General features: G+C 49.4%; 25 protein-coding genes and 1 other annotated feature. Of the genes, 17 read left to right on the top strand and 8 right to left on the bottom strand.

Going from position 1 to position 24,033, the window contains the following annotated elements:
• The first annotated feature begins 109 nt into the window (after positions 1-109).
• The gene (gene pyc, locus BLS58_RS06555; RefSeq protein ID WP_090397224.1) at positions 110-3,559 is read left to right on the top strand and encodes a pyruvate carboxylase; all 3,450 of its coding nucleotides are present in this window, start codon (positions 110-112) and stop codon (positions 3,557-3,559) included.
• A gap of 23 nt (positions 3,560-3,582) precedes the next feature.
• On the top strand, positions 3,583-4,758 hold the full coding sequence (locus BLS58_RS06560; protein ID WP_090397225.1) for a GNAT family N-acetyltransferase: 1,176 nt from the start codon (positions 3,583-3,585) through the stop codon (positions 4,756-4,758).
• 49 nt (positions 4,759-4,807) lie between these two features.
• On the opposite strand, the gene BLS58_RS06565 is transcribed toward BLS58_RS06560, so the two are convergent.
• Positions 4,808-5,698 carry a COX15/CtaA family protein gene (locus tag BLS58_RS06565; protein WP_090397227.1) on the bottom strand — a complete coding sequence of 297 codons (891 nt, stop codon included), beginning with the start codon at positions 5,696-5,698 and terminating at the stop codon, positions 4,808-4,810.
• Between the two features lie 373 nt (positions 5,699-6,071).
• Between BLS58_RS06565 and cyoE the strand changes: the two genes are divergently transcribed.
• From cyoE to BLS58_RS06595, 6 genes are all read left to right on the top strand, one after another.
• On the top strand, positions 6,072-7,007 hold the full coding sequence (cyoE, locus tag BLS58_RS06570; protein WP_090397229.1) for a heme o synthase: 936 nt from the start codon (positions 6,072-6,074) through the stop codon (positions 7,005-7,007).
• Positions 7,008-7,132: 125 nt separating this feature from the next.
• The gene (gene coxB, locus BLS58_RS06575; protein WP_090397231.1) at positions 7,133-8,245 is read left to right on the top strand and encodes a cytochrome c oxidase subunit II; all 1,113 of its coding nucleotides are present in this window, start codon (positions 7,133-7,135) and stop codon (positions 8,243-8,245) included.
• A 78-nt stretch (positions 8,246-8,323) separates the two neighbouring features.
• Entirely contained in the window at positions 8,324-10,144 is a 1,821-nt protein-coding gene (gene ctaD / locus BLS58_RS06580) for a cytochrome c oxidase subunit I (RefSeq protein ID WP_090397487.1), read from the top strand.
• Between the two features lie 3 nt (positions 10,145-10,147).
• Positions 10,148-10,765, top strand: a complete 618-nt coding sequence (locus BLS58_RS06585) for a cytochrome c oxidase subunit 3 (protein WP_090397233.1) — start codon at positions 10,148-10,150, stop codon at positions 10,763-10,765.
• A gap of 5 nt (positions 10,766-10,770) precedes the next feature.
• The gene (locus tag BLS58_RS06590; protein WP_090397235.1) at positions 10,771-11,115 is read left to right on the top strand and encodes a cytochrome C oxidase subunit IV family protein; all 345 of its coding nucleotides are present in this window, start codon (positions 10,771-10,773) and stop codon (positions 11,113-11,115) included.
• A gap of 220 nt (positions 11,116-11,335) precedes the next feature.
• Entirely contained in the window at positions 11,336-11,884 is a 549-nt protein-coding gene (locus tag BLS58_RS06595) for a DUF420 domain-containing protein (protein ID WP_090397237.1), read from the top strand.
• A gap of 50 nt (positions 11,885-11,934) precedes the next feature.
• Here BLS58_RS06595 and BLS58_RS06600 read toward each other — a convergent pair whose 3' ends face one another.
• The gene (locus tag BLS58_RS06600; protein ID WP_090397239.1) at positions 11,935-12,285 is read right to left on the bottom strand and encodes a YugN family protein; all 351 of its coding nucleotides are present in this window, start codon (positions 12,283-12,285) and stop codon (positions 11,935-11,937) included.
• Positions 12,286-12,427: 142 nt separating this feature from the next.
• Between BLS58_RS06600 and BLS58_RS06605 the strand changes: the two genes are divergently transcribed.
• Genes BLS58_RS06605 through BLS58_RS06620 form a run of 4 tightly spaced genes read left to right on the top strand, consistent with a single transcriptional unit; the run spans position 12,428 to position 14,029 of the window.
• On the top strand, positions 12,428-12,844 hold the full coding sequence (locus tag BLS58_RS06605) for a YlbD family protein (RefSeq protein WP_176764647.1): 417 nt from the start codon (positions 12,428-12,430) through the stop codon (positions 12,842-12,844).
• 31 nt (positions 12,845-12,875) lie between these two features.
• Positions 12,876-13,100, top strand: coding sequence for a YlbE-like family protein (locus tag BLS58_RS06610; RefSeq protein ID WP_176764648.1), 225 nt, complete (start codon positions 12,876-12,878; stop codon positions 13,098-13,100).
• A gap of 51 nt (positions 13,101-13,151) precedes the next feature.
• The gene (locus tag BLS58_RS06615; protein WP_090397246.1) at positions 13,152-13,541 is read left to right on the top strand and encodes a hypothetical protein; all 390 of its coding nucleotides are present in this window, start codon (positions 13,152-13,154) and stop codon (positions 13,539-13,541) included.
• A gap of 47 nt (positions 13,542-13,588) precedes the next feature.
• Positions 13,589-14,029, top strand: coding sequence for a YlbF/YmcA family competence regulator (locus BLS58_RS06620; RefSeq protein ID WP_425433671.1), 441 nt, complete (start codon positions 13,589-13,591; stop codon positions 14,027-14,029).
• A gap of 46 nt (positions 14,030-14,075) precedes the next feature.
• Here the strand turns inward: BLS58_RS06620 and cbpB are convergent, their stop codons facing one another.
• Positions 14,076-14,522 (bottom strand): cyclic-di-AMP-binding protein CbpB, encoded by a 447-nt coding sequence (cbpB, locus tag BLS58_RS06625; RefSeq protein ID WP_090397250.1) that lies wholly within the window; start codon positions 14,520-14,522, stop codon positions 14,076-14,078.
• 169 nt (positions 14,523-14,691) lie between these two features.
• Between cbpB and BLS58_RS06630 the strand changes: the two genes are divergently transcribed.
• The gene (locus BLS58_RS06630; protein ID WP_090397252.1) at positions 14,692-15,054 is read left to right on the top strand and encodes a hypothetical protein; all 363 of its coding nucleotides are present in this window, start codon (positions 14,692-14,694) and stop codon (positions 15,052-15,054) included.
• A 27-nt stretch (positions 15,055-15,081) separates the two neighbouring features.
• Positions 15,082-16,452 (top strand): aspartate kinase, encoded by a 1,371-nt coding sequence (locus BLS58_RS06635; RefSeq protein WP_090397254.1) that lies wholly within the window; start codon positions 15,082-15,084, stop codon positions 16,450-16,452.
• Between the two features lie 55 nt (positions 16,453-16,507).
• Here the strand turns inward: BLS58_RS06635 and BLS58_RS06640 are convergent, their stop codons facing one another.
• The 4 genes from BLS58_RS06640 to proB all read right to left on the bottom strand — a co-directional run bounded on the left by BLS58_RS06640 (position 16,508) and on the right by proB (position 20,606).
• Positions 16,508-17,320, bottom strand: coding sequence for an ion transporter (locus BLS58_RS06640; RefSeq protein ID WP_090397256.1), 813 nt, complete (start codon positions 17,318-17,320; stop codon positions 16,508-16,510).
• A gap of 110 nt (positions 17,321-17,430) precedes the next feature.
• On the bottom strand, positions 17,431-18,261 hold the full coding sequence (gene proC, locus BLS58_RS06645) for a pyrroline-5-carboxylate reductase (protein WP_090397258.1): 831 nt from the start codon (positions 18,259-18,261) through the stop codon (positions 17,431-17,433).
• A 1-nt stretch (position 18,262) separates the two neighbouring features.
• Positions 18,263-19,519, bottom strand: coding sequence for a glutamate-5-semialdehyde dehydrogenase (locus BLS58_RS06650; protein WP_090397259.1), 1,257 nt, complete (start codon positions 19,517-19,519; stop codon positions 18,263-18,265).
• Positions 19,512-20,606, bottom strand: coding sequence for a glutamate 5-kinase (gene proB, locus BLS58_RS06655; RefSeq protein ID WP_176764650.1), 1,095 nt, complete (start codon positions 20,604-20,606; stop codon positions 19,512-19,514). The genes BLS58_RS06650 and proB overlap by 8 nt, the downstream gene beginning before the upstream one ends.
• 48 nt (positions 20,607-20,654) lie before the next feature.
• Positions 20,655-20,870: a binding site (T-box leader), on the bottom strand.
• 146 nt (positions 20,871-21,016) lie between these two features.
• On the opposite strand from proB, the gene BLS58_RS06660 reads away from it, so the two are divergent.
• The 3 genes from BLS58_RS06660 (at position 21,017) to coaD (ending at position 22,759) form a co-directional block, all read left to right on the top strand.
• Entirely contained in the window at positions 21,017-21,301 is a 285-nt protein-coding gene (locus BLS58_RS06660; protein WP_090397264.1) for a YlbG family protein, read from the top strand.
• Positions 21,302-21,677: 376 nt separating this feature from the next.
• Entirely contained in the window at positions 21,678-22,280 is a 603-nt protein-coding gene (gene rsmD, locus BLS58_RS06665) for a 16S rRNA (guanine(966)-N(2))-methyltransferase RsmD (RefSeq protein ID WP_281240999.1), read from the top strand.
• Complete coding sequence (coaD, locus tag BLS58_RS06670; protein ID WP_090397268.1) at positions 22,274-22,759, top strand: pantetheine-phosphate adenylyltransferase; 486 nt, start codon at positions 22,274-22,276, stop codon at positions 22,757-22,759. Before rsmD ends, coaD begins: the two co-directional genes overlap by 7 nt.
• On the opposite strand, the gene ylbJ is transcribed toward coaD, so the two are convergent.
• On the bottom strand, positions 22,752-23,954 hold the full coding sequence (ylbJ, locus tag BLS58_RS06675; protein WP_090397270.1) for a sporulation integral membrane protein YlbJ: 1,203 nt from the start codon (positions 23,952-23,954) through the stop codon (positions 22,752-22,754). The genes coaD and ylbJ overlap by 8 nt on opposite strands.
• Between the last annotated feature and the right edge of the window lie 79 nt (positions 23,955-24,033).

Raw genomic sequence — 24,033 nt, forward strand, 5'->3', positions numbered from 1 at the left:
GTATAGGGTTGGCTTTTTTATTTCCCATGATGTAGATTCAAGTTGTAAGAAATGCTATTATAGTGAGAAACCTTTAAAGAAAAATTAAAGTGGGAATGGAGGAACCGACGTGAGTACATTAAATAACATTCAGAAAGTACTCGTTGCCAATCGTGGAGAAATTGCCATTCGAATCTTCAGAGCCTGTACAGAGCTGCACATTCGGACCGTTGCGGTCTATTCCAAGGAAGACACAGGCGCCTTCCACCGTTATAAAGCGGACGAGGCCTATTTGGTCGGGGAAGGCAAAAAACCGATTGAAGCGTATTTGGATATTGAAAATATCATTTCTCTCGCCAAGCGCACGGATGTGGATGCTATCCATCCCGGCTATGGCTTTCTTGCCGAAAACACGCATTTCGCCGAACGTTGTGAAGAAGAGGGGATCATTTTCATCGGCCCGAACAGTGAGCACCTACATACGTTCGGGGATAAGATTCAGGCACGCACGGCCGCGATCGAAGCAGGGCTGCCGGTTATCCCCGGAAGTGACGGTGCTGTATCCGGCGTAGAGGAGATTGAGACGTTCGCCGCCGAGCACGGCTATCCTTTTATCATTAAGGCGAGTCTCGGAGGCGGTGGCCGCGGGATGAGAATCGTTCGAAATGCCGAGGAATTAAAAGATTCGTACGAACGCGCACGTTCGGAAGCCCGCTCCGCATTCGGAAGCGATGAGGTCTACGTCGAGAAACTGATCGAAAACCCCAAACATATCGAGGTGCAGGTGCTCGGGGACGATGAGGGGAATCACTTGCACTTATACGAACGGGATTGTTCCGTGCAAAGACGGCACCAAAAAGTCGTCGAAATCGCCCCCAGCGTCGCCCTCAACGAACAATTAAGGGAAGACATATCCCGAGCAGCCCTCGATCTCGCCAAGAACGTCAATTACCTTAATGCCGGTACGGTTGAGTTTCTCGTCGGCGAAGACGGCTCGTTTTATTTTATCGAAGTCAATCCCCGTATCCAGGTGGAACACACGATAACGGAGATGGTCACAGGGGTGGACATCGTCCACGCGCAATTGTACATCGCGGATGGTTCAACCCTCCACGGGTCAGTGATCGGCTTGCCGTCGCAAGAAAAGATCCGAACACACGGCTACGCGATCCAGTCCCGCGTGACGACGGAAGATCCGGAAAATGATTTCATGCCGGATACCGGCAAGATCATGGCTTACCGTTCCAGCGGCGGTTTTGGCGTGCGCCTCGACGCAGGAAACGGCTTTCAGGGTGCGGTAATCAGCCCCCATTATGATTCACTCCTCGTCAAGGTTTCCACCTGGGCGCTGACGTTCGACGTCGCAGCTGCGAAAATGTTGCGGAACCTGCGTGAGTTTCGCATTCGCGGGATTAAAACGAATATCGCCTTTTTGGAGAATGTCGTGCAGCACCCGCAATTTTTAAACGGGGAGAACAACACGTCATTTATCGATGACACCCCTGAATTATTCGTCTTTCCGCGCCGCAAAGACCGGGGAACGAAAATGCTGACATTCATCGGGGAAACGATTGTGAACGGCTATCCGGGTCTGGAAGACCAGAAAAAGCCTGTCTTTTCAGCGCCCCGCTTGCCGAAGGTCGACCGCGATGCTCCGATGCCGACGGGAAGCAAGCAAATCCTCGATGAACGGGGGCCGGAAGGACTCGCGCAATGGCTGAAAGCTCAGGAGCGAACGTTGCTGACGGACACAACTTTCCGCGATGCCCACCAATCATTGCTTGCGACCCGTGTCCGCAGCCATGATTTGCGCCAGATTGCCGAACCGACCGCCCGTATGCTGCCGCAGTTATTCTCAACGGAAATGTGGGGCGGGGCGACCTATGATGTCGCCATGCGCTTTCTGCATGAAGATCCCTGGGGCCGTTTGCTTTCGCTCCGGGAAAAGATGCCGAACGTTTTATTCCAAATGCTTCTCCGCGGCGCGAATGCAGTCGGCTATAAAAATTATCCCGATAATGTGATCGAACGGTTTGTCAGCACATCCGCTAATGCAGGTATCGATGTCTTTCGTATTTTTGATTCGCTCAATTGGCTTGAAGGCATGACGAAGGCCATTGAGGCGGTAAGGAATACAGGTAAAATCGCGGAAGCGGCCATCTGTTATACCGGCGATATTCTCGATCCCAATCGCGAGAAGTATAACCTGAATTATTATAAAGAACTGGCGCGCGCGCTGGAAGCCGAAGGGGCGCACATTCTCGGCATTAAGGATATGGCCGGGCTGCTCAAACCCGAGGCAGCCTATCAGCTCGTGAGCGAGCTGAAAGAGACGGTTGATCTTCCCATTCACTTGCATATGCATGATACGAGCGGAAATGGCGTCTTCACGTATGCAAGGGCGATTGACGCCGGCGTCGATGTTGTCGACACCGCCATCAGCGCGATGGCCGGCTCCACGTCGCAACCTAGTATGGAAAGCTTGTATTACGCGTTGAAGGGAACCGGAAAGGAACCGGCCCTGAACGTTGAAAAGGCAAGCAAACTGAGCAGCTACTGGGAAGATGTGCGCGGCTATTATCAAGGGTTTGAAAGTGGCTTGCTCGCGCCGCACCCGGACATCTACGAGCACGAAATGCCCGGCGGCCAGTACAGCAATCTCCAGCAACAGGCGAAAGCCGTCGGTCTTAAGGGTCGCTGGGATGATGTCAAGGACATGTATGCGCGCGTAAACCAACTCTTCGGCGATATCGTCAAGGTGACCCCTTCGTCAAAAGTAGTCGGTGACATGGCGCTGTACATGGTGAAAAACGACTTGACGGAAGCGGACATTTTTGCAAAAGGCAACGCCCTTGATTTTCCCGAATCGGTCGTGGAAATGTTCCAGGGAGAAATCGGCCAACCGCCGGGAGGCTTTCCCGAAGAGCTGCAAAGTATAATCCTGAAAAATCGGGAAGCCTACACGGACCGGCCCGGAAAGCATATGGAACCGATTCAGTTCGACGAGCTGGAAGGCCAGCTTTTTGACGAACTCGAACGCGAGGTGACCGCTCACGACCTCATGAATCATACGATGTATCCGAAAGTCACGGCAGAGTTTGAACAGTTTCGCAATTACTTTGGCGACGTTTCCGTCCTTGATACGCCGACCTTTTTCTACGGCCTTCGCCTCGGCGAGGAGATAGAGGTTGAAATTGAGCCCGGGAAGACGCTGATCGTGAAGCTCATCTCCATTTCCAGAGCCGGGGAAACCGGTAATCGTATCGTCTATTTTGAACTCAACGGTCAACCGCGCGAAGTGATCATTAAAGACCGCAGCATTGAAAGCACCGCGGCGGAAAAGGTAAAAGCCGACAAGAAAAATCCGAGCCATATCGGGGCAACGATGCCCGGAACCGTTTTGAAAGTCGTCGTTAAAGAAGGCGAAGAGGTCAAAAAAGGCGACCAATTAATCATCACCGAAGCGATGAAAATGGAGACGACGGTACAAGCCCCCCGGGACGGCAAGATTGAATCGATTCGGGTTGAGAACGGCGAAGCGATTGACAGCGGAGACTTGCTGATCGAAATCTCCGATTAAAAGTTTCAGGAGGGAACAAGCCAATGGACATCCGTAAACTTGAAGAAGAAGAAAAAAAAGAAGCGGAAAACCTCGATGCCTTTGCCTTTCAGTTTGAACCGACAGAAGAACAGAGCAGGGAATTCAGGGAGCGGATGATTCCGGATAATATTTGGGTGGCCGTGGACGACGGCCAAATTCTTTCAAAGGTAGACATTCTGCCTACACGCATGTGGGTGTACGGCGCCTCAATGGCTGCCGGGGGTGTTTCCGGCGTGGCTACCTGGCCCGAAGGGCGCCGCGGCGGAAATGTCCGGCAATTGTTAAAGCAAAGTCTGCGTGACATGAAGTCACGCGGGCACGTTCTCTCCCTCCTTGATCCTTTTGCGGTCAGTTACTATCGCAAATTCGGCTGGGAACTGTACTGCGATCAAACGACAGCGGTTTTAAAAAAGGAAGAATTCCCAGTCCCGAGCAAGGGCGGTACAGGGAGGTTCCGCCGCGTGAAAGACGAGGACTGGGGGGTCTTCAAGGAGATCTATGACCAGTATGCCCCCAGGTATAGCGGGATGATCGACCGTGATGAGTGGTGGTGGAAGAATATTTTGCTAAACGCCCGCTTTAAAAATAAGCGGCGGATCGTTTATCAGGATGACGAGGGAAATGATCGCGGTTACGTGTTCTATAACGTGAAAAATGAGGTCATGAAAGTGTCCGAGTTCGTCGCTGTTGATCAGGAAGCGGAATCGGAATTATGGCGGCTCATCGCCAATCATGATTCGATGGTCAAAGAGATGCGCATAACGATGCCAAATGATTTGCATTGGCGCTTCTTTATGCAAAACCCGGATGCCCTTGAGGAAAGAAGCATTCACTTTATGGCCCGGATTGTGGACATGGAACGTTTTCTGGCGCAGTTTCCTTTTCAGCTTGAAGAAGGTGAGCAATTATCGCTTTCCGTCAGCGATGATTTCGCCGAATGGAACACGGGCAGCTATCAAGTTGAAAAAAAGAATGAGCAGACAGTTGTTCATAAAAACCCCGCAACGACGGGGCTCGTTCTGGAAACCGACATCAAGGGGCTGATTCCGTTTTTGTTTCGCTATGTCGATGGGGAAACGCTTCATAATAGCGGGATCATCAAAGGGTCCAAAGCGGCCATTACGCTATGGGAAAAGGCGATTCCCGAAGGGAAACCCTTCCTTTATGATGCGTTTTAACATGAAAAAAAGGGGTTGCCCCTGTTTGCGGGGCAGCCCCTTATTCGGACTAATAGGCGCGGTTTCTCGTGGCAATCATGGCCATGTAACAAAGGACCGTGAACAGTAACGATACGGTTAGCGAATGGGTGAGCGCAGTGGCTAAATACGCGTCCGGGAAGAATACAATCGCTATGCCGGCGCCAGCTTGAATCATTACGAGGATAATGACAGCGATACCGCTCCCGGCGAGCATTTTGCTTTCATAGCGGTATCTGAAAGCCTGTACGAACAAGATAAAGAGCAGGACGACGAGAACGATGGCCGCGATCCGGTGTGTCATCTGTACGCCTGCCTGGAACCCAAAGTTGGCAACATCTCCGCAATGGGGGAATTGTGCACACGCGTATGTAGAACCGGTATGTTTTACATAAGCCCCGCTGTATATGACCGCATAGGTATAGGCAAGGACGAAAAACAGATAACCGCGGAACCCTTTTTTGACCCGGGGAGCAGGTAGTCGCCTCCCGTCCTCGAAGGCAAGAGCGGTAAGTATGACGACCGTGGCAAAAGAAATCGCCGATATTCCGAAATGAAGGGCGAGCACGAGACTTGAAGAGCCGAATACGACGGCGGCCGCGCCCATTAAACCTTGAAAGATAATGAAGAGCACAGCCATCAATGCCCAAAATTTTGTTTCCCGCATATGCGATAGTTTTTTAACGGACCAAAACGCCAGAATCACGACCATTAAACCGACGACACCGGAAACCATCCGGTGGCTGTATTCGATTAAGGTGGCGAGGGCGGGAGATGCAGGGACGAATTCGCCGAAACAGAGCGGCCATGTCTCGCCGCAACCGTCCCCGGAATCCGTCTTCGTAACGACGGAACCCTGTAATAGAACGATCAGCATGCCGATCGAGGTCAAAACGCCGAAAATCTTTAACCCTTTATTCAAAAAATCATCACCTTCTCTAAAACATTTAACTCGGCACGATTGACAAAAAGCACCCGAATGGATATCTTTTTATTGTATCTATTTTAATTGATAACATAAAAGCGGGCCTTATTGAAAATAGTAAGAACAAGCTGTTCAGAAGTCAATTTTTTCGCCGGTGAACATTTAATGTCAATTTTATCGTGAAGCCGTAAAAAAAAGTGAAGTTTAATGAAACGATTTCCTTTTTGAGCTATAATGATAAAGGAAACCGAAAGCCTTAGGTGCACTTATGCAGGATAAGATAGGACAAAACCCTTCCGATATGAGCTAGTAATATAGTAAGATGGGTGAAGGGATGTAAGGCAAACGTACCATAAAGGGGGTGGAAGGGATGAAGTCGAATACGGCAGTCAAAGCAGCAGAAGCCCTCGAAGAAAAACAGGGTACCGTAGAGAAGACAGCGGACAAGCCGTGGAAGATTTATTTTGAGTTGGCAAAGCCGGGCATCGTCATGTCCAATTTGTTAACGGCGTTTGCCGGTTTTTACTTAGCAGTGGAGTATACGAGCGGATATAGTCTCGGAGGCAATTTTCACATCCTTTTGCTGACCATGCTCGGGATCGCGCTGGTGCTCGCCGGAGGGACCACCTTAAACAATTACATTGACAGGGATATCGATCCGTTGATGGAAAGTAAGAAAGAGCGGCCGACCGTGAAGGGGACGATTGAGCCAAAGAAAGTGCTTTATGCCGGCCTGCTGCAATCTGCGGTGGGGATAGCGGCTTTACTTGCCATTCAGCCTATGGCTGCTTTCATTGCGATGATCGGCCTTGTCGTTTATGTCATGGCCTACAGCATGTGGCTAAAACGGACCCATTCACTCAATACCGTCGTCGGAAGCCTGGCCGGAGCTGTACCTCCATTGATCGGGTGGGCAGCGGTTGATCCGGGCTTGCACATGTATGCCTGGTTAATGTTCGCGGTTATGTTCATGTGGCAGCCACCGCATTTTTTGGCATTGGCGATGATGAGAGTTGAAGAATATCGCTATGCCGGCATTCCGATGTTGCCGGTTGTGGCAGGCTTCAGGATGACGAAGAGGCAAATTCTTGTCTATATAACCGCCCTTATCCCTATATCGTTACTGCTCTTCGGGTTTGGAATGATTTATACAATCGTGGCGGCAGCACTGGGTATCGGCTGGTTAGCCCTGGGTTTGAAGGGTGTTCGCTCTAAGGATGATACGAAATGGGCACGGTCCATGTTTATGTATTCACTCAGTTATTTGACCGTCCTGTTCGTCATCATGGTTGTCGTTCACATATGATCCGCTCGTTCAGGGCGGATTCCTTTACCGGAGTTTACATAAGTTACGACGTAGTGCCTATCTTGAACAGCCGCTAAGAGAGGCAGATAAGGAAGTGCTAGAAAGAAAGAGGGGTTTGAAAAGCAATGAACGGTTGGAAGAGGTTTTTGCAGTTTGCGCCCTTAATGGCCATCGTGCTGTTGCTCGCCGGCTGCGGTGAACAGGGGCTGTCAGCATTAGACCCGATGGGGCCGCAATCGCAATGGATTTTCGACAATATGCTTCTAAGTCTTTACGTCATGGCTCTCGTCATTGTTGTCGTCTTTGTTCTCTTTTTTATTATCATCATAAGGTTTCGTCATAAAGAAGGGGATGACGAATATCCGGAGCAAGTGCACGGAAGTACGAAACTGGAAGTCGCCTGGACAGTCATTCCTATTCTGCTGCTGGCGATCCTCGCGGTTCCGACGATCACGGGCCAATTCTACTTAAGTGTCGGCGCTGAAGACATTGCCGAGGATGAAGAGGACATCGGAGACTTGGGAGACGCCGATGAAGAAATCGCCGAGGAAGACATTGCCGAGGATGCGTATGTCATTGATGTCACCGCTCATCAGTTCTGGTGGGAATTCGATTACCCGGAAGGGTTTACGACCGGTAACGAAGTATACATCCCGGAAGGTGAAGAAGTCGTCTTTCAACTGGAAGCCGAAGACGTCATCCACTCGTTTTGGGTGCCCGCGTTGGCAGGCAAAGTGGATAATATCCCCGGGGTGACGAACCACTTGTGGCTGGAGGCGGATGAACCCGGCGTTTACATGGGGAAATGCGCCGAGCTCTGCGGCCCGTCGCACGCGTTGATGGACTTTAAATTGATTGCCATGGAAGAAGATGACTACGCCGCTTGGAACGAGGAGATGCAACAAGAGGAAGAAGAACCGGAGGAAACCCTCGCCCAGCAAGGCCGTGAACATTTTGAAGAAGAAGGCTGTCTTGCCTGTCACGCTGTCGAAGGCGAAGGGTCCGCACAAGGCCCGACATTAACGAATTTCGGTGATCGCAACCAAATTGCAGGCTTCCTCGATTACAGCGAGGAAAATTTACGAGACTGGATCCGAGATCCGGGTGCATTGAAGCAAGGGACTAATATGCCGGCTTCACCCGGACTTGAAGATGATGAACTGGACGCGATTATCGCTTACCTGGATCAATTGGAAGCAGTGGATGATGAAACGACAGAGGAACTCGAGATACAGTAGTTACGCCTGTGAAGGAGGTTAATACACGTGGTAAGTGAGGCTACAAACACGCTCAAAAAGAGCGTGTTTTGGGACTGGATGACAACCGTCGACCACAAAAAAATCGCCATCTTATACTTATTGGCCGGTACGCTCTTCTTCCTTAAAGCCGGCTTGATGGCTGTTATTTTTCGGATACAGCTCATAGCTCCGGAAATGGAATTTATAAGTGGTCAAACCTTTAATGAATTTATAACGATGCATGGAACGCTTATGCTGTTCCTTGCCGTGACGCCGATTTTCTTTGCGTTTATGAACTTTGTTGTACCATTGCAAATCGGTGCGCGTGACGTGGCTTTTCCATTCGTCAACGCGCTCGGTTTCTGGTTATTTTTCCTCGGCGGCCTTTTACTTAGTCTCAGTTGGTTTTTCGGTGGGGCACCGGATGCCGGCTGGACGTCGTATGTACCGCTCGCCAGCCGGGAATTCGGAGGGGTCGGCATAGATTTCTATGTACTCGGTCTGCAAATTTCCGGCTTTGGGACACTCGTGTCCGGGATTAACTTTATCGTGACAATTATTAATATGCGCGCGCCGGGAATGACGATGATGCGTCTGCCTTTATTCTGCTGGACGACGCTTTTGACATCCATTCTGATCGTGTTCGCCTTTACGCCGCTTGCGGCCGGGCTTGCGTTATTAATGCTGGATCGAATCTTCGATGCCCAGTTCTTTATACCCGGCGAGGGCGGTAACGTCGTCATTTGGCAACATATCTTCTGGATTTTCGGACACCCGGAAGTCTATATTCTCGTGCTTCCTGCCTTCGGGATGATTTCAGAAGTGATTCCCGCCTTTTCCAAGAAGCGGTTGTTCGGCTATACATCAATGGTGTTCGCCGTTCTGATCATCGCTTTTCTGTCATTTATGGTATGGATGCACCACATGTTTACCGTCGGTATCGGCCCGATTGCCAATTCGATTTTTGCGATTTCAACGATGACGATCGCTGTTCCGACGGGGATTAAAATCTTTAACTGGCTGTTTACGATGTGGGGTGGCAAGCTCACCTTCAACACGGCCATGATCTTTGCAGCCTCCTTTGTTCCTACATTCGTCCTCGGCGGTGTCACCGGGGTCATGCTCGCGATGGCGCCTGTCGACCATCTCTACCATGACACGTATTTCGTCGTCGCTCACTTTCACTACATTATTGTGGGTGGAATCGTCCTGGGGATTTTTGCCGCGTTATTCTACTGGTATCCGAAGATGTTTGGACATAAGTTAAATGAAACCCTCGGGATGATCATGTTCTGGTTATTTTACATCGGGTTTCACCTTACCTTCTTTATTCAGCATATCCTCGGGCTTGTCGGCATGCCGAGACGTGTTTATACGTATTTGGAAGGCCAGGGTATGGATACGATGAATTTCATTTCAACGATTGGTGCATTTTTGATGGCCGTCGCGGTCATTATTCTCATCATCAATATCGTCTACTCAGCGCTTAAGTCGGAACCGGTTACCGTCGACGACCCCTGGGACGCCCGTACGCTGGAATGGGCCACCCATACGCCGGTACCGGAGTACAACTTTGCGCAAACGCCGCAAGTGCGTTCGCTCGACCCTGTCTTTTACGAAAAGATACATGGGAACGGAAAGATGAAACCGGCAGAACCGCTCGATGACATTCATATGCCAAGTGGAAGCATCCTTCCGTTTTTCATAAGTCTTGGCTTGTTTATCGCCGGATTTGGTTTCATTAGCTTCCACCTGGACCTGTTTATTTCGCCGTATGTATTGATTGCGATTGGTGGGATTGTAACCTTTGGGTCAATGGGGCTACGTTCCATGCAGACTGATCATGGTTATCACATTTCGAAAGAAACCGTGGAAGAAATGGAAAAGGAGTTGAGCTAACCGATGGCAGATACAGCTGATCTCTCAAAAGGACTTCCCACCAATCCGGAAAAAGCGACGCTCGAAGGCAAAAATAAATTTCTTGGTATGTTTGTCTTCCTCGCCGGTGAAGTGACGATGTTTGCCACTTTCTTCGGGACATATCTCGGCCTGAGAGATGGGACGGCCGGGGGGCCCGAACCGGCGGATCTCTTCCAGCTGCCGCTCGTGTTTATCATGACGATGATACTTTTGACGAGTTCACTGACGAGTGTGCTCGCAGTGTATGCGATGAAGAAGAACCAGTTTCAGAAGCTGAAGCTCTGGATGTGGGTGACTTTCCTTCTGGGAGTGTCATTCCTTAGTTTGGAGATTTACGAGTTCGTGGAATACTACGAGCACGGTTTGGGGTATACTTCAAGTGCCTTTGCTTCCTCTTTCTATACACTCGTCGGTTTACACGGCGCCCACGTATTGTTCGGACTCGGCTGGATCCTCCTCCTTCTTCTTCGCTACAGGGGGACGGGAGTCACTTTGAGCAACGCACCGAAATTTTACGCGTTTAGTCTTTACTGGCACTTTATTGATGTGGTATGGGTGTTTATTTTCACTGTCGTATACCTCATGGGAATTGGAGCGTGATCGAAATGGCTGAAAACCTGGATCAATCGTTTGAAGAAAGTTCGATGTCCAATGAGGAAAAACGAAAGATCAATCGTGAACAGCGGATTCAGATCATCGCATTCGCTTTTATGATCGGGATCACGATACTCGCGTTTCTCGCCGTAGGAAGCGAACAGCTCCCGGGTGTGTTCACGATTCCGTTTATCCTTTTCCTCGCCTTTGTACAGTTGATTTTACAGCTTTATTATTTCATGCACCTGAAAGATAAGGATCACGGCTGGCCGAATTCATTTATGATTTCGGGGCTTGTGCTGGCAGCACCGATGGTCGTGTCGCTCATATTGCTCATCGGAATCGTCAAGTATTAAAAAAATCGGGCTAACGTCGCGTTAGCCCGGTTTTTTTCGGCAGCTAAGAAAGTATAAACCACTTTCTTATTCTGCATAAGTGCAACTAAGGATTATCGCCTTAAAGGCTTGGCGATAAGCCAAGTTTTCTAATTTGCGAATGTGTCAGAGGATCGTCAAAAGCCGGATTTGGCGCACTCCATGATCTTTAGTATAATGCGGGGAGAAGGGGGTTGACCTCATGGAACAATCAACAGAGTCACAACTAAAAGGAAAAAATTATATCCCGCTCGTCGTGACGCTAACGATCGTCATTAACGGATCGATCGCCGTGTTCTTTTTTCTGGATGGCGCAAGCGCGTCCGCCCCTTTTGACGTAACGCTGTTGCCAATGTTGAATGCGATTTATAACAGCTTTACGACCGTTTTTCTATTGGCGGCACTGTACGCGATTATGAAGAAGAACGTCAAGGCTCACCGTCGTTTTATCTATGCAGCGTTGGCAACGACGACCCTTTTTCTCGTCACATACTTGTTGCACCACGGGTTGGCGGAGTCTACCACATATGGCGGAGACGGCCTCATGGCCGGGATCTATTACTTTATTCTCGCCACGCACATCCCGTTAGCCGCGCTGATCGTCCCCCTCGCGTTGTTGTCCGTGATTTGGGGATATACGAATCAACTGCACAAACATCGCAAGATCGTACGCTGGACGATGCCGTTATGGTTGTACGTCAGCATCACCGGCGTCCTCATTTATCTTATGATATCCCCTTATTACACGTAATAAGGGAGAAAATAATGGACAGGGGCTATGGCAGCCCCTGTCCATTATTGCTATAATTCTTCGTCAACCGACGTTAACAGTTGCTTGCATTTGTCTACGATATGATCCGGGAAATTTTCCTCTTCTCCGTGTTCTACCCCGTGAGGATAATAATGCCTTCCCAGTATGGGCGTCATCAATTTCACGGTTGTCTCATCGCCGGGAATGTCTCCATCGACGGCAAAGACGGGTACACGCAGATAAAAGACGCCCGGGTCTCCCTCCACGGGCATTTTTAAATCAAACATCGCACGCTCGTAATCCCATTGTTCCGCAAAAATAAAGCCTTTCCCTCTCATGATGTCCAATAAACTTCCGAACCTGATTTCTTTATCCGGAAAGTTAAAGTCTGTTAGCTTCAACGTTTTACCTCCTCAGAAACTCAATCTATCCTTAATCTTATTATGAATGCATCCATAATGCAACGCAAGTTTGGGCGAACGCAGGCGGGTGGATGTGCGTATAGTGATGAGTAGGGAATATGGCGTGAGGGAGGAGATCTTGGTGCAACATGAGCAACTGGACCCTTCGGTACGTGATTTCAGGGATTTTGTGAAGAGACATCCGAAGCTGGTCCGGGAAGTGAGGGCCGGTCAGGCGACATGGAATGGATTATACCAGGATTGGGTGATTCTCGGTGATGACGAGAGGCACTGGGCATCCTATAAGGATGGGACAGATCATGTTCATTCGGATTATTCGTCTTCTTCAATCGAAGGATTGCTGAATGGGAATCAAACCGTGGGCTCGCTCGTTAAAAAACTCGGTGAAATGAATGTCAATGATGTGCAAAATTATTTAAATCAATTCAGCGGCGTCATGGGAAATGTTCAGGAGCTGATGAATCAATTCCAGACAAAACCGGGGTCCGGGCAACGAAGAGAGACCTATGACCAGCCATTTTCATTCAGAGGTTTTTAAGTCGTTTGCGAAGGGGAGGGATGTACGCAGCATGCGTTCCGATTTAATGCAATATATTTCCGCGAAGCCGGATGTCAAGCACTATTTGCGGTCAGAACCTTCCTGGTATCAGATTCTGGCCCGGCATCCGGAGCGCCTGGAGGAAATGGAAAAAGAGGCACGTCTTTTTAACGGACAGACGTGGCCGCAACGTGTAGCCCGTATGAATCAGGGGTTGGGTTTAACGATTCAATTGCTTAATCTGTTAAAAAGATAAACGGATAATGGCGACCTCCTTTTTGCATACTATGGCAAAGGAGGTTGAAAAATGCCAAGTGTAAAGGTATGGCTGGCGGCCGTGTTGATTTTGGCCAATGTACCGGGGGGACTGGAAATCGAACCCTTGCCGGTGATGCAGACAGAGGCGCGGACAGACGTAGAACAATTCGACGTTCATTATGAAGTGAGTGATGGACAAGTCTACGTGGAAACGTATCTGCCGGATTTTAGTTTTTACGCGAATCAGCATCACGATAAAGATATTCAGGGGTATTTAATGCTACGGGTGAACGATGATTACGAAGAGGAAATTCATCGCGCGGCATTTATCGTCAAAGGGCTGGAAGCGGGAGAACATACCATGGAGCTGGAGGCCTATGATGAAGATGATCAGCCTCTCGATCTAAAAGAAACGTTTGCAATTACTATGTATGAGTAAACAATTCTCCCAAGACATGTTACAATGACGGCACGGAGGTGTTATTGTTGCAAACCGTTGTATCAACCCCGATTGAATTGTTTGATGAATCCGAAGAATTATCGAGGATGATCCTTTCTACACACATATATCACAATTTCGTGGAGGCACGCCGCACGATGCTGGAAGACGAAGAAGCCGAGCGGCTGATCCGGCATTTTAATGACCAGAAGGTGAAATTTGACGAAGTACAGCGCTTCGGGAAATACCACCCTGATTATAGCGAAGTGACTAAAGCCTTGCGGATCTCAAAGCGGGAAATGGACCTTCATGAAAGTGTGAATGCTTACAAGGAAGCCGAGCGTGCCCTGGAGAAGTTACTCGCGGAAGTGAGTGAGATATTGGCTTCTTCCGTGTCGCAAAATGTTAAAGTCCCTTCCGGGAATCCATATTTTGACAACTCTTCGTGCAGTGGTGGTTGTGGCAGTGGCGGAAGTTGTGCTTGCTGAATGCAGAAAACCCGCTTACAGGACGTAAGCGGGTTTTCTGCCGGGTTTATTTGCTCTGTTGCAAATAATGGTGGATCAACGCAAGAATCGAACTTCGTGTTAAAATTCCGACAAAAGCGGCCTCTTCATTTTCGATACAGATAAAAGGGTGATTGATCGAGGTCGTTAATGCTTTTGCAAATGTCGCATCGGTCTTTAACCGCGGGATCCGCTTGTTCATGACCGATTCGACTGTAATGTCATGGAGACGTTCCATTTCCAGGCGTTCCAGCCCGAGAATAGAGTCAAGAATTTCGTTTTTACTGATTTGTCCCTGAACGCGGTAATCCTTATCCAGTACTGGGATGGCTGTGTAACCGGATTTAATTAAAATTAACAGCGCGTGATCGAGTGGGTTTTGCAGCTGGACATGGGCGACTTTTTCGTGGGAAATGATCAAATCACTGATTTCTTCGGTCATGAGTTGCCTGTGTTTAAGGGCGTCTATCGTCATTTTGTCACTTCTCCCTGTCCCATACTTTTTGCGGAAGTATAAGTCAACACTTTAATCGTAGAAGTGCACTCTCGTTTTGTCAAGCAAATGTTACTGGCAGCCCCCTGGACCAGATGATAAAATCCACGTATAATGATTTTATGAAAAAATGAGGTGATTTCATTCAACTATGCAAAATAAAGATCACAAGCTCATCATGAGTTTGCTTTTAGTCATCGTTGTATTGCTTGTGGGCGGCTTTGTGATCAATGTAGACGTCAGCGCTCCGTCGGAGACGAGAACGATCGTCGACCATTCAACCCAGGAGTATGTATCACCTACTTGTATCGATGACGCGGAAGTTACGAACTATTTACAGGAAACCACCTATAGCCATGCTCTGTCCCTTGACTATGAAGCGGAATCGACGTGTTCGGTTGAGTTTTTTCAGGAGTCGGACGTTCCGCTCTTCATGGCCATGCTGCAGATGATTGGTGTTTACGATCAGAAGTGGTCGGAAGAAGATTTGCTTAATGAAAATATGGAAGGCTAGAAAGACGAGGGAGCGTTTTAACTGATTATGAAAGTCTCTAAATTTGGTGGAACTTCTGTCGCGACTGGCAATCAAATTGAGAAGTTGACGAAAATCATTACGGATGACCCGGCACGCAGGATCGTGGTCGTATCGGCCCCCGGCAAACGCGAGGATGATGATGTGAAGGTTACCGATATGCTCATTGACCTGGGCGAGAAATGTCTCAGAGGGGAGGCGACCGAGACCGCGATCGAACAAAGCGTGGAGCGTTATCGCTCCATTGCAAGAGAGCTCGGCATCGAAGGAGCGATAGCCGAAGAAATCGAAGCGGACCTGCAAACCCGTGTCGCCTATAACCCTGCAGATGAGGGCATCTTTATGGACCAGATAAAAGCGGCCGGGGAAGATAATAATGCCAAACTCATCGCCGCACATTTTAATCATCAGGGTATTAATGCCCGCTACATGAATCCCCGTGACGCGGGACTTCTCGTAGAGGGTGAGGCCGGGAATGCCCATGTCATGGCAGAGGCCTATGAAGAACTTGAAAAAATACGAGATTACGACGAGATTCTTATTTTCCCGGGTTTTTTTGGCTATAAACCGGATGGACAACTGGTGACTTTCCCACGGGGAGGCTCGGACATTACTGGCGCCATCGTAGCGGCCGGTGTAAACGCGGAATTATATGAAAATTTCACGGATGTCGATTCCGTATGTGTTGCCAACCCTAAAGTCATTGATAACCCCGAACCTATTCATCACATGACGTATCGGGAAATGCGTGAACTTTCATACGCTGGTTTCACAGTCTTTCATGATGTTGCGTTGATTCCTGCCTTTAGACATGGCATCCCGGTAAGTGTCAAGAATACGAATCATCCGGAAGGTGAAGGGACACTCATTACGGCCGAAAGGTCGGAGAAACACCGCAAGTATCCGATCACGGGTATTGCCGCGGATGAAGGCTTTAGCATTATTTACGTTCATAAATACTTGATGAACCGGGAAGTCGGTTTTGGGCGTCGCTTATTGGAAATGGTCGAAGACGAGGGCATTTCCTACGAACATTTACCGTCAGGCATCGATGACTCATCCGTAATATTACGAACAGCGGAACTGTCCCTCGATAGCGAGAATCACCTGTTGACGCGCATTCAGACAGAACTTGGCGTGGATGACGCGTATATTGAACACGGATTCGCCATGATTATGCTCGTGGGCGAATGGATGGACGAAACGGTCGGTATCGCGGCGCGAGCCACCGGAGCCATCGCGGACGCCGGCATCAATCTGGAAATGATTAACCAGGGCTCCTCGGAAGTGTCACTCGCGTTTGCCGTGAAGGAACGCAACTGTGATGAAACGGTCAAGGCGATCTATAATGAATTTTATGCAAAGCAGCTGTATGAATGAAGACAGCTAAAAAATAAGGCATGGTTTCTGTCTCCGTAGAAGCCATGCCTTATTTTTAATCGTCGTTTTTGGATTTTATCATCTCTTTAAGTTCCCTGACCTCTGTGTGCAAGTCTTCAATATCCTTCTTTCTCGCAGCATTTTCGGATGGGTCATCTTCATCGGCCGCGCGTTCAACATTGTTCACAATGACACCGATAAGTAAGTTGAAGAGAAGAAATGTGCCAACGAGGACAAAAGAAATGAAATATATCCAGCTTAACGGTTCCATTTCAAGCAGCGGACGTAACACAGCTTCGGTCCAAGATTCCAGTGTGACCGTTTGAAACAAGGTTAACAATGAACGCTGAAGATTTCCGAAATATTCGGGAAAGACAGTTCCATACAGCATCGTCCCTATGACCGCGTATATATAAAAGATAAGCCCCATCAGGAACAGAATGTTGAACAGTGATGGAATCGTGCGCATCATGGCATCGACGAGCCTGCGCAGGGAAGGGATAACGGTTACGGCCCGCAAAACCCTGAGGACACGCAACACCCTTAAAACCGTAACGAAATGAGCCCCCGCGAAAAGATGACCCGCGGCGATGATCAGAAAATCAAACCAATTCCAGCCGCTGCGGAAAAAAAGATGAAACGGTTTGACCGCTATCATTCTCATCGCGATTTCTATCGTGAATACCCAGAGGAGAATACGATCGATAAGATGAAACCAGTCAGCATAAGGAATATAAAGTTCGCGATACGTTTCCATTCCGACGACGACAGCGTTGATAAAAATCAACGACATAACGATGATCGTGAAGTTCCGATGTTCCGTGAAAAAAGCTATCCTTTGGCGCCAATACGACTTTCGTTCGCTCATTCCCTCATTCTACCCCCAAAATCCAAGACTCGACTTTGCCCATTATACCTCATTGCCGACATAATGAAAAAAACGGGAACTTGCCTCTTACAAGTCCCCGTTTATGTGTCTCATACTTGTTTTTTCGGCTGCCCGAGGCTTATGGAGCGATCGATGGCGGCCTTCGTGCCCGTCGTTAAATGTTCCTGAACCGTGTGTTTTTGTAAAACGGAAAAGGCGGCTTCCGTCGTGCCCCCGGGGCTCATCACTTCTTCATACAGGGAACGCAGCGACTCCGAAGACTGTGACCAGCGTTTGGCGGCGCCCTCCATCGTTTGAATGAGCAGGGCCTTGGATTCTTCTTCAGACAAACCGGCTTCGACCGCAGCCGTCTGCAGCCCTTCCAGCAGGTAGTAAAAATAAGCGGGACCGCTTCCGGATACGCCTGTTACACTGTTCATCTTTTCTTCGGGGACGACCGTTATCGTTCCGATCGCAGAAAAGAGTTCTGCAGCCAGATCAATATCTTTGGCGGAAGCGTGCCGGCCGCCGGAGATAGCGCTCGCGGAAGCGGCGACTTTCGCCGAAGTGTTCGCCATCACGCGCACAACAGGGCAATCGACGTCGACGAGACGGGCAATGTCATCCGTCGTCGTGCCTGCCAGGACGGAGAAAATGACGTGATGTTCACGAATATGAGGCTGAATACTTTCAAGCGCTTCATCGACATCTTTCGGTTTCATGGCGAGAATCAGCAGATCGCTATCTGCAACGGCGCGTTTTTTGTCTTTGCTGGTTTTTATTCCATAATTTTTTTCCAGGTGGTCGAGCCGCTCGTCATTGTTTTTGTTTACCACGGTGATCTGCTCACCTGAAACGCGGTTGTCCGCGAGCAAACCAGAGATGATGGCTTCAGCCATGGCTCCGGCACCGATGAAAGTGATCCGTTGGCGCGACAGCATTTTATACCTTTGCTCCTTTCACATGTCCGCGGCCTGCTACGACGTATTTATTCGTCGTAAGCGCCCCGAGTCCCAGTGGGCCGCGAGCATGTAGTTTTTGTGTGCTAATGCCGATTTCCGCCCCGTATCCAAATTCCGCGCCATCGGTAAAACGGGTCGAAGCATTATGATAAACACTGGCGGCATCAATTTGCGCCTGAAAAGCACTGGCAGCTTCCCCGTTTTCTGTCACAATCGCTTCCGAGTGGCTCGTTCCGTATTGGCGAACGTGGGCAATAGCTGCAGCGGTGTCTGAAACGGTGCCGAGGGCGACGGTCGGCGCCAGGTACTCGGTAGCCCAGTCGTCAGCCGTTGCCGGTTGCACATCGCTATTCAACTTTTGCATCTGCTCATCGCCCTTGATGGTCACTCCGGCCGCGAGCAGCGCTTCAATGAGTTCCGCACCGTATTTTTCCGTCCATTCGCGATCTGCGATAATCGTTTCGACGGCGTTGCAAACAGAAGGGCGATCGGTTTTCGCATCAACGGCGATGGAGGTGGCCGTGTCTCTGTCGGCTGATTTTTCGATATAAAGGTGACAGTTGCCGACGCCGGTTTCAATGACCGGGACCGTCGACTGGCGAATCACGGTTTGTATCAGTTCGGGGCCGCCCCGGGGGATGATGACATCGACGAGTCCGCGCATTTGCCCGAGCTCCCGTACACTGTCGCGCTTTTCAGGGTCGATGAGCTGAACCGTTGTCTCCGGTAAGCCGCTCGCCTTTAGTCCTGCACGCATGGCGGCGACAAGAGCTTCATTGGAGCGGGTTGCCGATGAGCTCCCGCGAAGCAGCGCGGCATTTCCGGCTTTTAAACAAAGCCCGGCAGCATCGACGGTCACGTTCGGCCTTGCTTCATAAACCATGGCGATGACACCGAGGGGGACACGGCGGTTTTCGATGACGAGTCCGTCATTACGTGTCCATGTCTCGGGGGCGGCAGCGACAGGGTCGGGAAGATCGGCCAAAGATTGCAGCCCCTCGCTCATGGACTGTAATCGTTCACGGGTTAAACGCAGGCGATCGAGCAGATCATCGGACAACCCGTTTTGACGTCCGGCTGCAATGTCCCGGTCATTCGCTGCAAGAATGTCTTTTTCCCGATTGATCACTTCCTGGGCGACTGTCTGTAGGGCGGCGTTTTTTTCCGATGTTGTGAGTAAGGCCGTTTGCCTGCTTGCTTCTTTGGCTGCCAGGGCTTGCTCCTTGCATTCAGTCACTGAAAACACTTCCTTTCGAAGTACTTACCCAATGGTTTCTGTGGATAAAAATGGTTGCCGGTTGCCGGTTAAGAACAGAGCGCATATCCGTCGCCGAGAGCGCGGCTCTCCCTTTGCCTACAGGTTCATGAACCTCATCGAACACGGCGATGACGGAGCCTTTCGTAAAAGAACCGTGGATATGCCGGACGCCGACGGACAGTAAACTTTTCCCGCCGTAAAGCAACGCGTCTTTGGCACCGTCGTCAATGACGATCTCGCCTTCAACCGGGGAATAGATGCCTACCCATTGTTTTTCTTTCGGCCAGGCGTGCTCGCTTATGGCGGATACGTAGGTGCCGTCGCCCTCACCTTGAATGATGGCTTGCAAGGCATGGGCATCGTTGCCTTTGCCGATAAAGGTTTCAATCCCAAAAGATTGGGCATTGCGGGCTGCTTCCAGCTTAGAGCGCATGCCCCCGCTCCCGAGGGTTGAACGATGCTGGTCCGCTTCCGTAAGCATTTCCGGGGTGACGGTTTCGATGCGGTTTATTTTTCGGGTGTCCGGATGGTGAGGGTGTCGATCATAAACGCCGTTGACATCGGTAAGCAAAATAAGGGTGTCGGCCCTTGTAAGACCGGCGACTAAACTGGCGAGCCAATCGTTGTCGCCAAAGGTCAGTTCTTCCACCGCGATCGAGTCATTTTCATTGATAATGGGGATGATCCGGCGTTTGAGCAATTCCTGTAACGTATCGTAAGCATTCGTGTATTGATGTTCCTGTTGAAAGCTCTCCCGGGTGAGCAACAATTGCGCTACCCCGATCCCTTCCTGCATGAACGCATGTTGATAGGCTTCCATTAATAGCCCCTGTCCGAGAGCCGCCGCTGCTTGTTTTTTTTCCGTCGTTACGGGTTTCGTCGCGTAACCTATACGTTGAAAACCGGCGGCGACGGCCCCTGATGTAATAAAAATAAGGTCATGCCCTTGTCTGTGTAGATGGGCTATCGCTTTGGAATATTGCGTGAGATGACTGATGGCAATGCCACCTTCCCGATGGGCGAGGGAGCTGCTTCCGATTTTGACGACGATCCGTTTTCGTTCCAATTTATGACACCCCTCATGAATAAAAAAAACCTCTTTTTCGCCCTTGATCACAAGGACGGAAAAGAGGTTTCCGCGGTACCACCTTCGTTGACATCTCCACGGGAGACATCCGCTCACGGCTTTTTATCGCAAAGCAAACGGTTCAGGTTATATTTCCTGACAGCTCCAGGATGGGTTCAAGTCGTCAGTGGCGCGAATGTTGCAGCTAGTCATTCGCTCTCTGGGGCATGACGATCATTTACTATTTCCTATCAACGCTTATTCGTATGAATGATAAGTGATGATAATATATCATGTTCTCATCCGGTGTGCAAGAAAAAATTATCACATTCCAACGGCAATGGTTGGATTGTTCAGCGGCCTTCATAATGATAAACTACGTGTAAATCATTTACCGAGGAGAGGGTGCCATGTATGAGCCACGTCAAGGTTTGGTCATTTGGTTCCAAAACGTAAAGCATATACGGCAACTTCGCACATATGGACATCTTCAGTATGTATCCGAGAAAATGAAGTACGCGATCCTTTATTGTAATCAGCGCGAGGCTGAGCACTTAAGCGAAAGTATCAAACGTCTGTCATTTGTGACGGATGTCGAATATTCGAAGCGCCCGCAATTGGATACGAACTTTCAAAAAGAAGAGAAGGAACCTGGGACAACCCGTCGCGGGCGCAGCGACAAAGTTCATGCATAGGTTCATTTACGGCTTGGCGCTCTTTCACGCCAAGCCTTTACGTTTGCGACAAAATAAAAACCGCGTACCGTCCCGGTACGCGGCGCCTGTTGTAAACATTACAGGCAATGGGAGAGGAGAAACCGGAGGAAGCGCTTATGGGGAAATGTAAGCGTTCTCCGCGGTTATCTTGCAACATGGGATCATGTTGCTATTCCTAGTCTAGCCCGCTAAGATGGTAAATATACACAAGCGATAAAGAAAACTTGGCTTATCGCCAAGCCTTTAAGGCGATAAGCCTTAGTTGCACTTATGCATGATAAGAAAAAGCGACATGATCGACATTTACACCCAACGAAAAGACATCATAACGCATAATGTGATAGGATAGAAGCGCATAAAAAGAAAGGCGGAGCATGTATTGCGAGTGATTACAGGAAAGAGGAAAGGTACGCGGTTAAAAGCCGTCCCGGGAGCAAACACTCGCCCGACTTCCGACAGAGTAAAGGAAGCCCTTTTTCAGATGATCGGGCCATACTTTCATGGAGGCATCGGCCTCGACTTATATGCAGGCAGTGGGGCGCTCGGGATTGAAGCGCTCAGTCGCGGGCTCGAAAAAGTGTATTTCGCCGACAAGGCAGGTGCTGCCATCAAGGTCATCCGGGAAAATGTGAAAAATTGCCGCTTTGAAAATGAGGCGTATATCTACAAGCGCGAAGCAGCGGCGCTGATCAAGCACCTCGGCGACGAAAAGAGAAAATTTTCACTCGTCCTCCTCGACCCCCCATATGAAGAGCAGCAACTCGTCCGGGATATCACCTTAATGCAGGATTTTGAGCTGACCACTCCTGAGACGATGATCGTAACCGAGCATGCAACGGCGATCGCGTTATCCGAAGAAATCGGCCATTTCCGCAAAAATCGGGCAAAAACCTACGGAGATACACAAATCAGCATGTATACATATCAAAATATAGAAAGGAACGAACAGGAATGGTAACGACAGCTGTAGCGCCGGGCAGTTTCGATCCGGTGACAAATGGACATCTGGATATCATTGAACGCAGTACAAAAATATTTGATAAAGTGATTGTCGCCGTACTGATAAACAGAAACAAAACCCCGCTCTTTAATATTGAAGAACGGGTGGCATTATTGCGAGACTCATTCCGGGATTATCCCAATGTGGAAGTGGATTCGTTTGATGGGCTTTTGATTGATTACGTTCGTTCCAAAGATGCTCAGGTGATTGTCCGTGGTCTGCGGGCGGTAACCGATTTCGAGTATGAAATGCAAACGACATCCATCAACAGAAAAATGGATGAACAGATTGAAACGTTTTTTATGATGACGAACAATCAGTATTCGTACTTAAGTTCCAGCATCGTCAAGGAAGTGGCCAAAAATAAAGGTGATGTCACCGGACTTGTACCTGCGCACGTGCAAAAAGCCCTGAAACAGAAGTATAATCTTATTTAGCGTGACTTTTTGAAGATGCCCGTCGATGAAAAATAATAATAGAGATCAAGAGCATGCCCAGTGTAAAGAGTCCGGACCAGGAAAGAAACGTATCCCAGACTGTTTGCACGAGCGGTGTATGTTGCCAGGCGGTGGATATGGCAATGCCTTCCGGTCGATACAACCAATCCCAGCTCAAAAATGTAAGAAACGCAGCGATAAACCCTTGCAAAATGCGGGCGATGAAAAACGGCTGAAACTTGATGTCGGTATCCGCCAATAAACTTCCCGCCTGCGCCTGCGCGGAAAAGCCGGCAAAGGCAAGGATAAAACTCGTCACGATCATTTTCTGCTTGAGGGACCCTTCGGTAAGGCTCATAAGTTGACTCCCGAGACTCATTTCGAATAAGCCCGACACGAGCGGGACACTGAATTCGGAAGAAAGCTGAAAAATCGTTAGAAACATGCCTGCAACCATCGCAAGGGCGGCCGTCACATTGAGGATGTCGAGGATTTCATTCAACACCGAAAACAGAATGATAAACCCGCCGATCATGAGCAGTGTCTGAACGGAAGATTGCACGGCATCTCCCAATTTTTTTCCGATCGGCCGATCGTCACGTAACCGTTCTTCATGAAGCAACTGAAAGGCCTCTTTCGGAGAAGGAAACGCGCTTTTTTTTCGGGAGGGAGCGGGATCGTTTTTTCCATGGAACCTCATGATCAGCCCGACGATAATATTGGCTGTATAATGGGCAACCGCAAGCAGGATCCCGAGCGCGGGATCGTGAAAGAAACCGACAGCGATCGCCCCGAATATAAACAACGGATTGGATGCGGTCGTAAAAGATACGAGACGTTCAGCTTCAATCGTCGAGATGCGACCTTCCTTCCAAAGGCGGGTAGTTATTTTCGCGCCGGCGGGGTTCCCGCTCGCGATCCCCATCGCCCATACGAAGCCCCCTGTCCCCGGAACCTTGAACAAAGGACGCATGAAAGGTTCCATAAAGGCACCGAGAAAGCTTACAACGCCAAAGGCGATGAGCAGTTCTGATATAATAAAAAAAGGCAACAAGGAAGGAAAGACGACATCCCACCAAATGGAAAGCCCTCGCAAGGATGCATCAAAAGCGGCTTGTGGAAATATCATAAGGGAAGCTGCAAGAATGACTGTACTTGCCCCGAGCCCTAATGACTTCCATTGAGAACGCGTCATTTTCTCTCTCCTTCTTAGAAAGCTTGCCTTTCCGGAGGTCAGATGTCTGATGCCGGAATGTCGGATGAAAGAGCTCTGA

Origin of the sequence: Natribacillus halophilus (assembly GCF_900100185.1) — a bacterium.
In the GTDB taxonomy this organism is placed as follows: Bacteria; Bacillota; Bacilli; order Bacillales; family Marinococcaceae; genus Natribacillus; species Natribacillus halophilus.

Excerpts from the sequence above, each read along its gene's own strand:
- BLS58_RS06560 (WP_090397225.1), top strand. The coding sequence starts at position 3,583 with ATGGACATCCGTAAACTTGAAGAAGAAGAAAAAAAAGAAGCGGAAAAC.
- cyoE (WP_090397229.1), top strand. The coding sequence starts at position 6,072 with ATGAAGTCGAATACGGCAGTCAAAGCAGCAGAAGCCCTCGAAGAAAAA.
- coxB (WP_090397231.1), top strand. The coding sequence starts at position 7,133 with ATGAACGGTTGGAAGAGGTTTTTGCAGTTTGCGCCCTTAATGGCCATC.
- ctaD (WP_090397487.1), top strand. The coding sequence starts at position 8,324 with ATGACAACCGTCGACCACAAAAAAATCGCCATCTTATACTTATTGGCC.
- BLS58_RS06585 (WP_090397233.1), top strand. The coding sequence starts at position 10,148 with ATGGCAGATACAGCTGATCTCTCAAAAGGACTTCCCACCAATCCGGAA.
- BLS58_RS06590 (WP_090397235.1), top strand. The coding sequence starts at position 10,771 with ATGGCTGAAAACCTGGATCAATCGTTTGAAGAAAGTTCGATGTCCAAT.
- BLS58_RS06595 (WP_090397237.1), top strand. The coding sequence starts at position 11,336 with ATGGAACAATCAACAGAGTCACAACTAAAAGGAAAAAATTATATCCCG.
- BLS58_RS06610 (WP_176764648.1), top strand. The coding sequence starts at position 12,876 with ATGCGTTCCGATTTAATGCAATATATTTCCGCGAAGCCGGATGTCAAG.
- BLS58_RS06615 (WP_090397246.1), top strand. The coding sequence starts at position 13,152 with ATGCCAAGTGTAAAGGTATGGCTGGCGGCCGTGTTGATTTTGGCCAAT.
- cbpB (WP_090397250.1), bottom strand. The coding sequence starts at position 14,522 with ATGACGATAGACGCCCTTAAACACAGGCAACTCATGACCGAAGAAATC.
- BLS58_RS06630 (WP_090397252.1), top strand. The coding sequence starts at position 14,692 with ATGCAAAATAAAGATCACAAGCTCATCATGAGTTTGCTTTTAGTCATC.
- BLS58_RS06635 (WP_090397254.1), top strand. The coding sequence starts at position 15,082 with ATGAAAGTCTCTAAATTTGGTGGAACTTCTGTCGCGACTGGCAATCAA.
- BLS58_RS06640 (WP_090397256.1), bottom strand. The coding sequence starts at position 17,320 with ATGAGCGAACGAAAGTCGTATTGGCGCCAAAGGATAGCTTTTTTCACG.
- proC (WP_090397258.1), bottom strand. The coding sequence starts at position 18,261 with ATGCTGTCGCGCCAACGGATCACTTTCATCGGTGCCGGAGCCATGGCT.
- BLS58_RS06660 (WP_090397264.1), top strand. The coding sequence starts at position 21,017 with ATGTATGAGCCACGTCAAGGTTTGGTCATTTGGTTCCAAAACGTAAAG.
- coaD (WP_090397268.1), top strand. The coding sequence starts at position 22,274 with ATGGTAACGACAGCTGTAGCGCCGGGCAGTTTCGATCCGGTGACAAAT.
- ylbJ (WP_090397270.1), bottom strand. The coding sequence starts at position 23,954 with ATGACGCGTTCTCAATGGAAGTCATTAGGGCTCGGGGCAAGTACAGTC.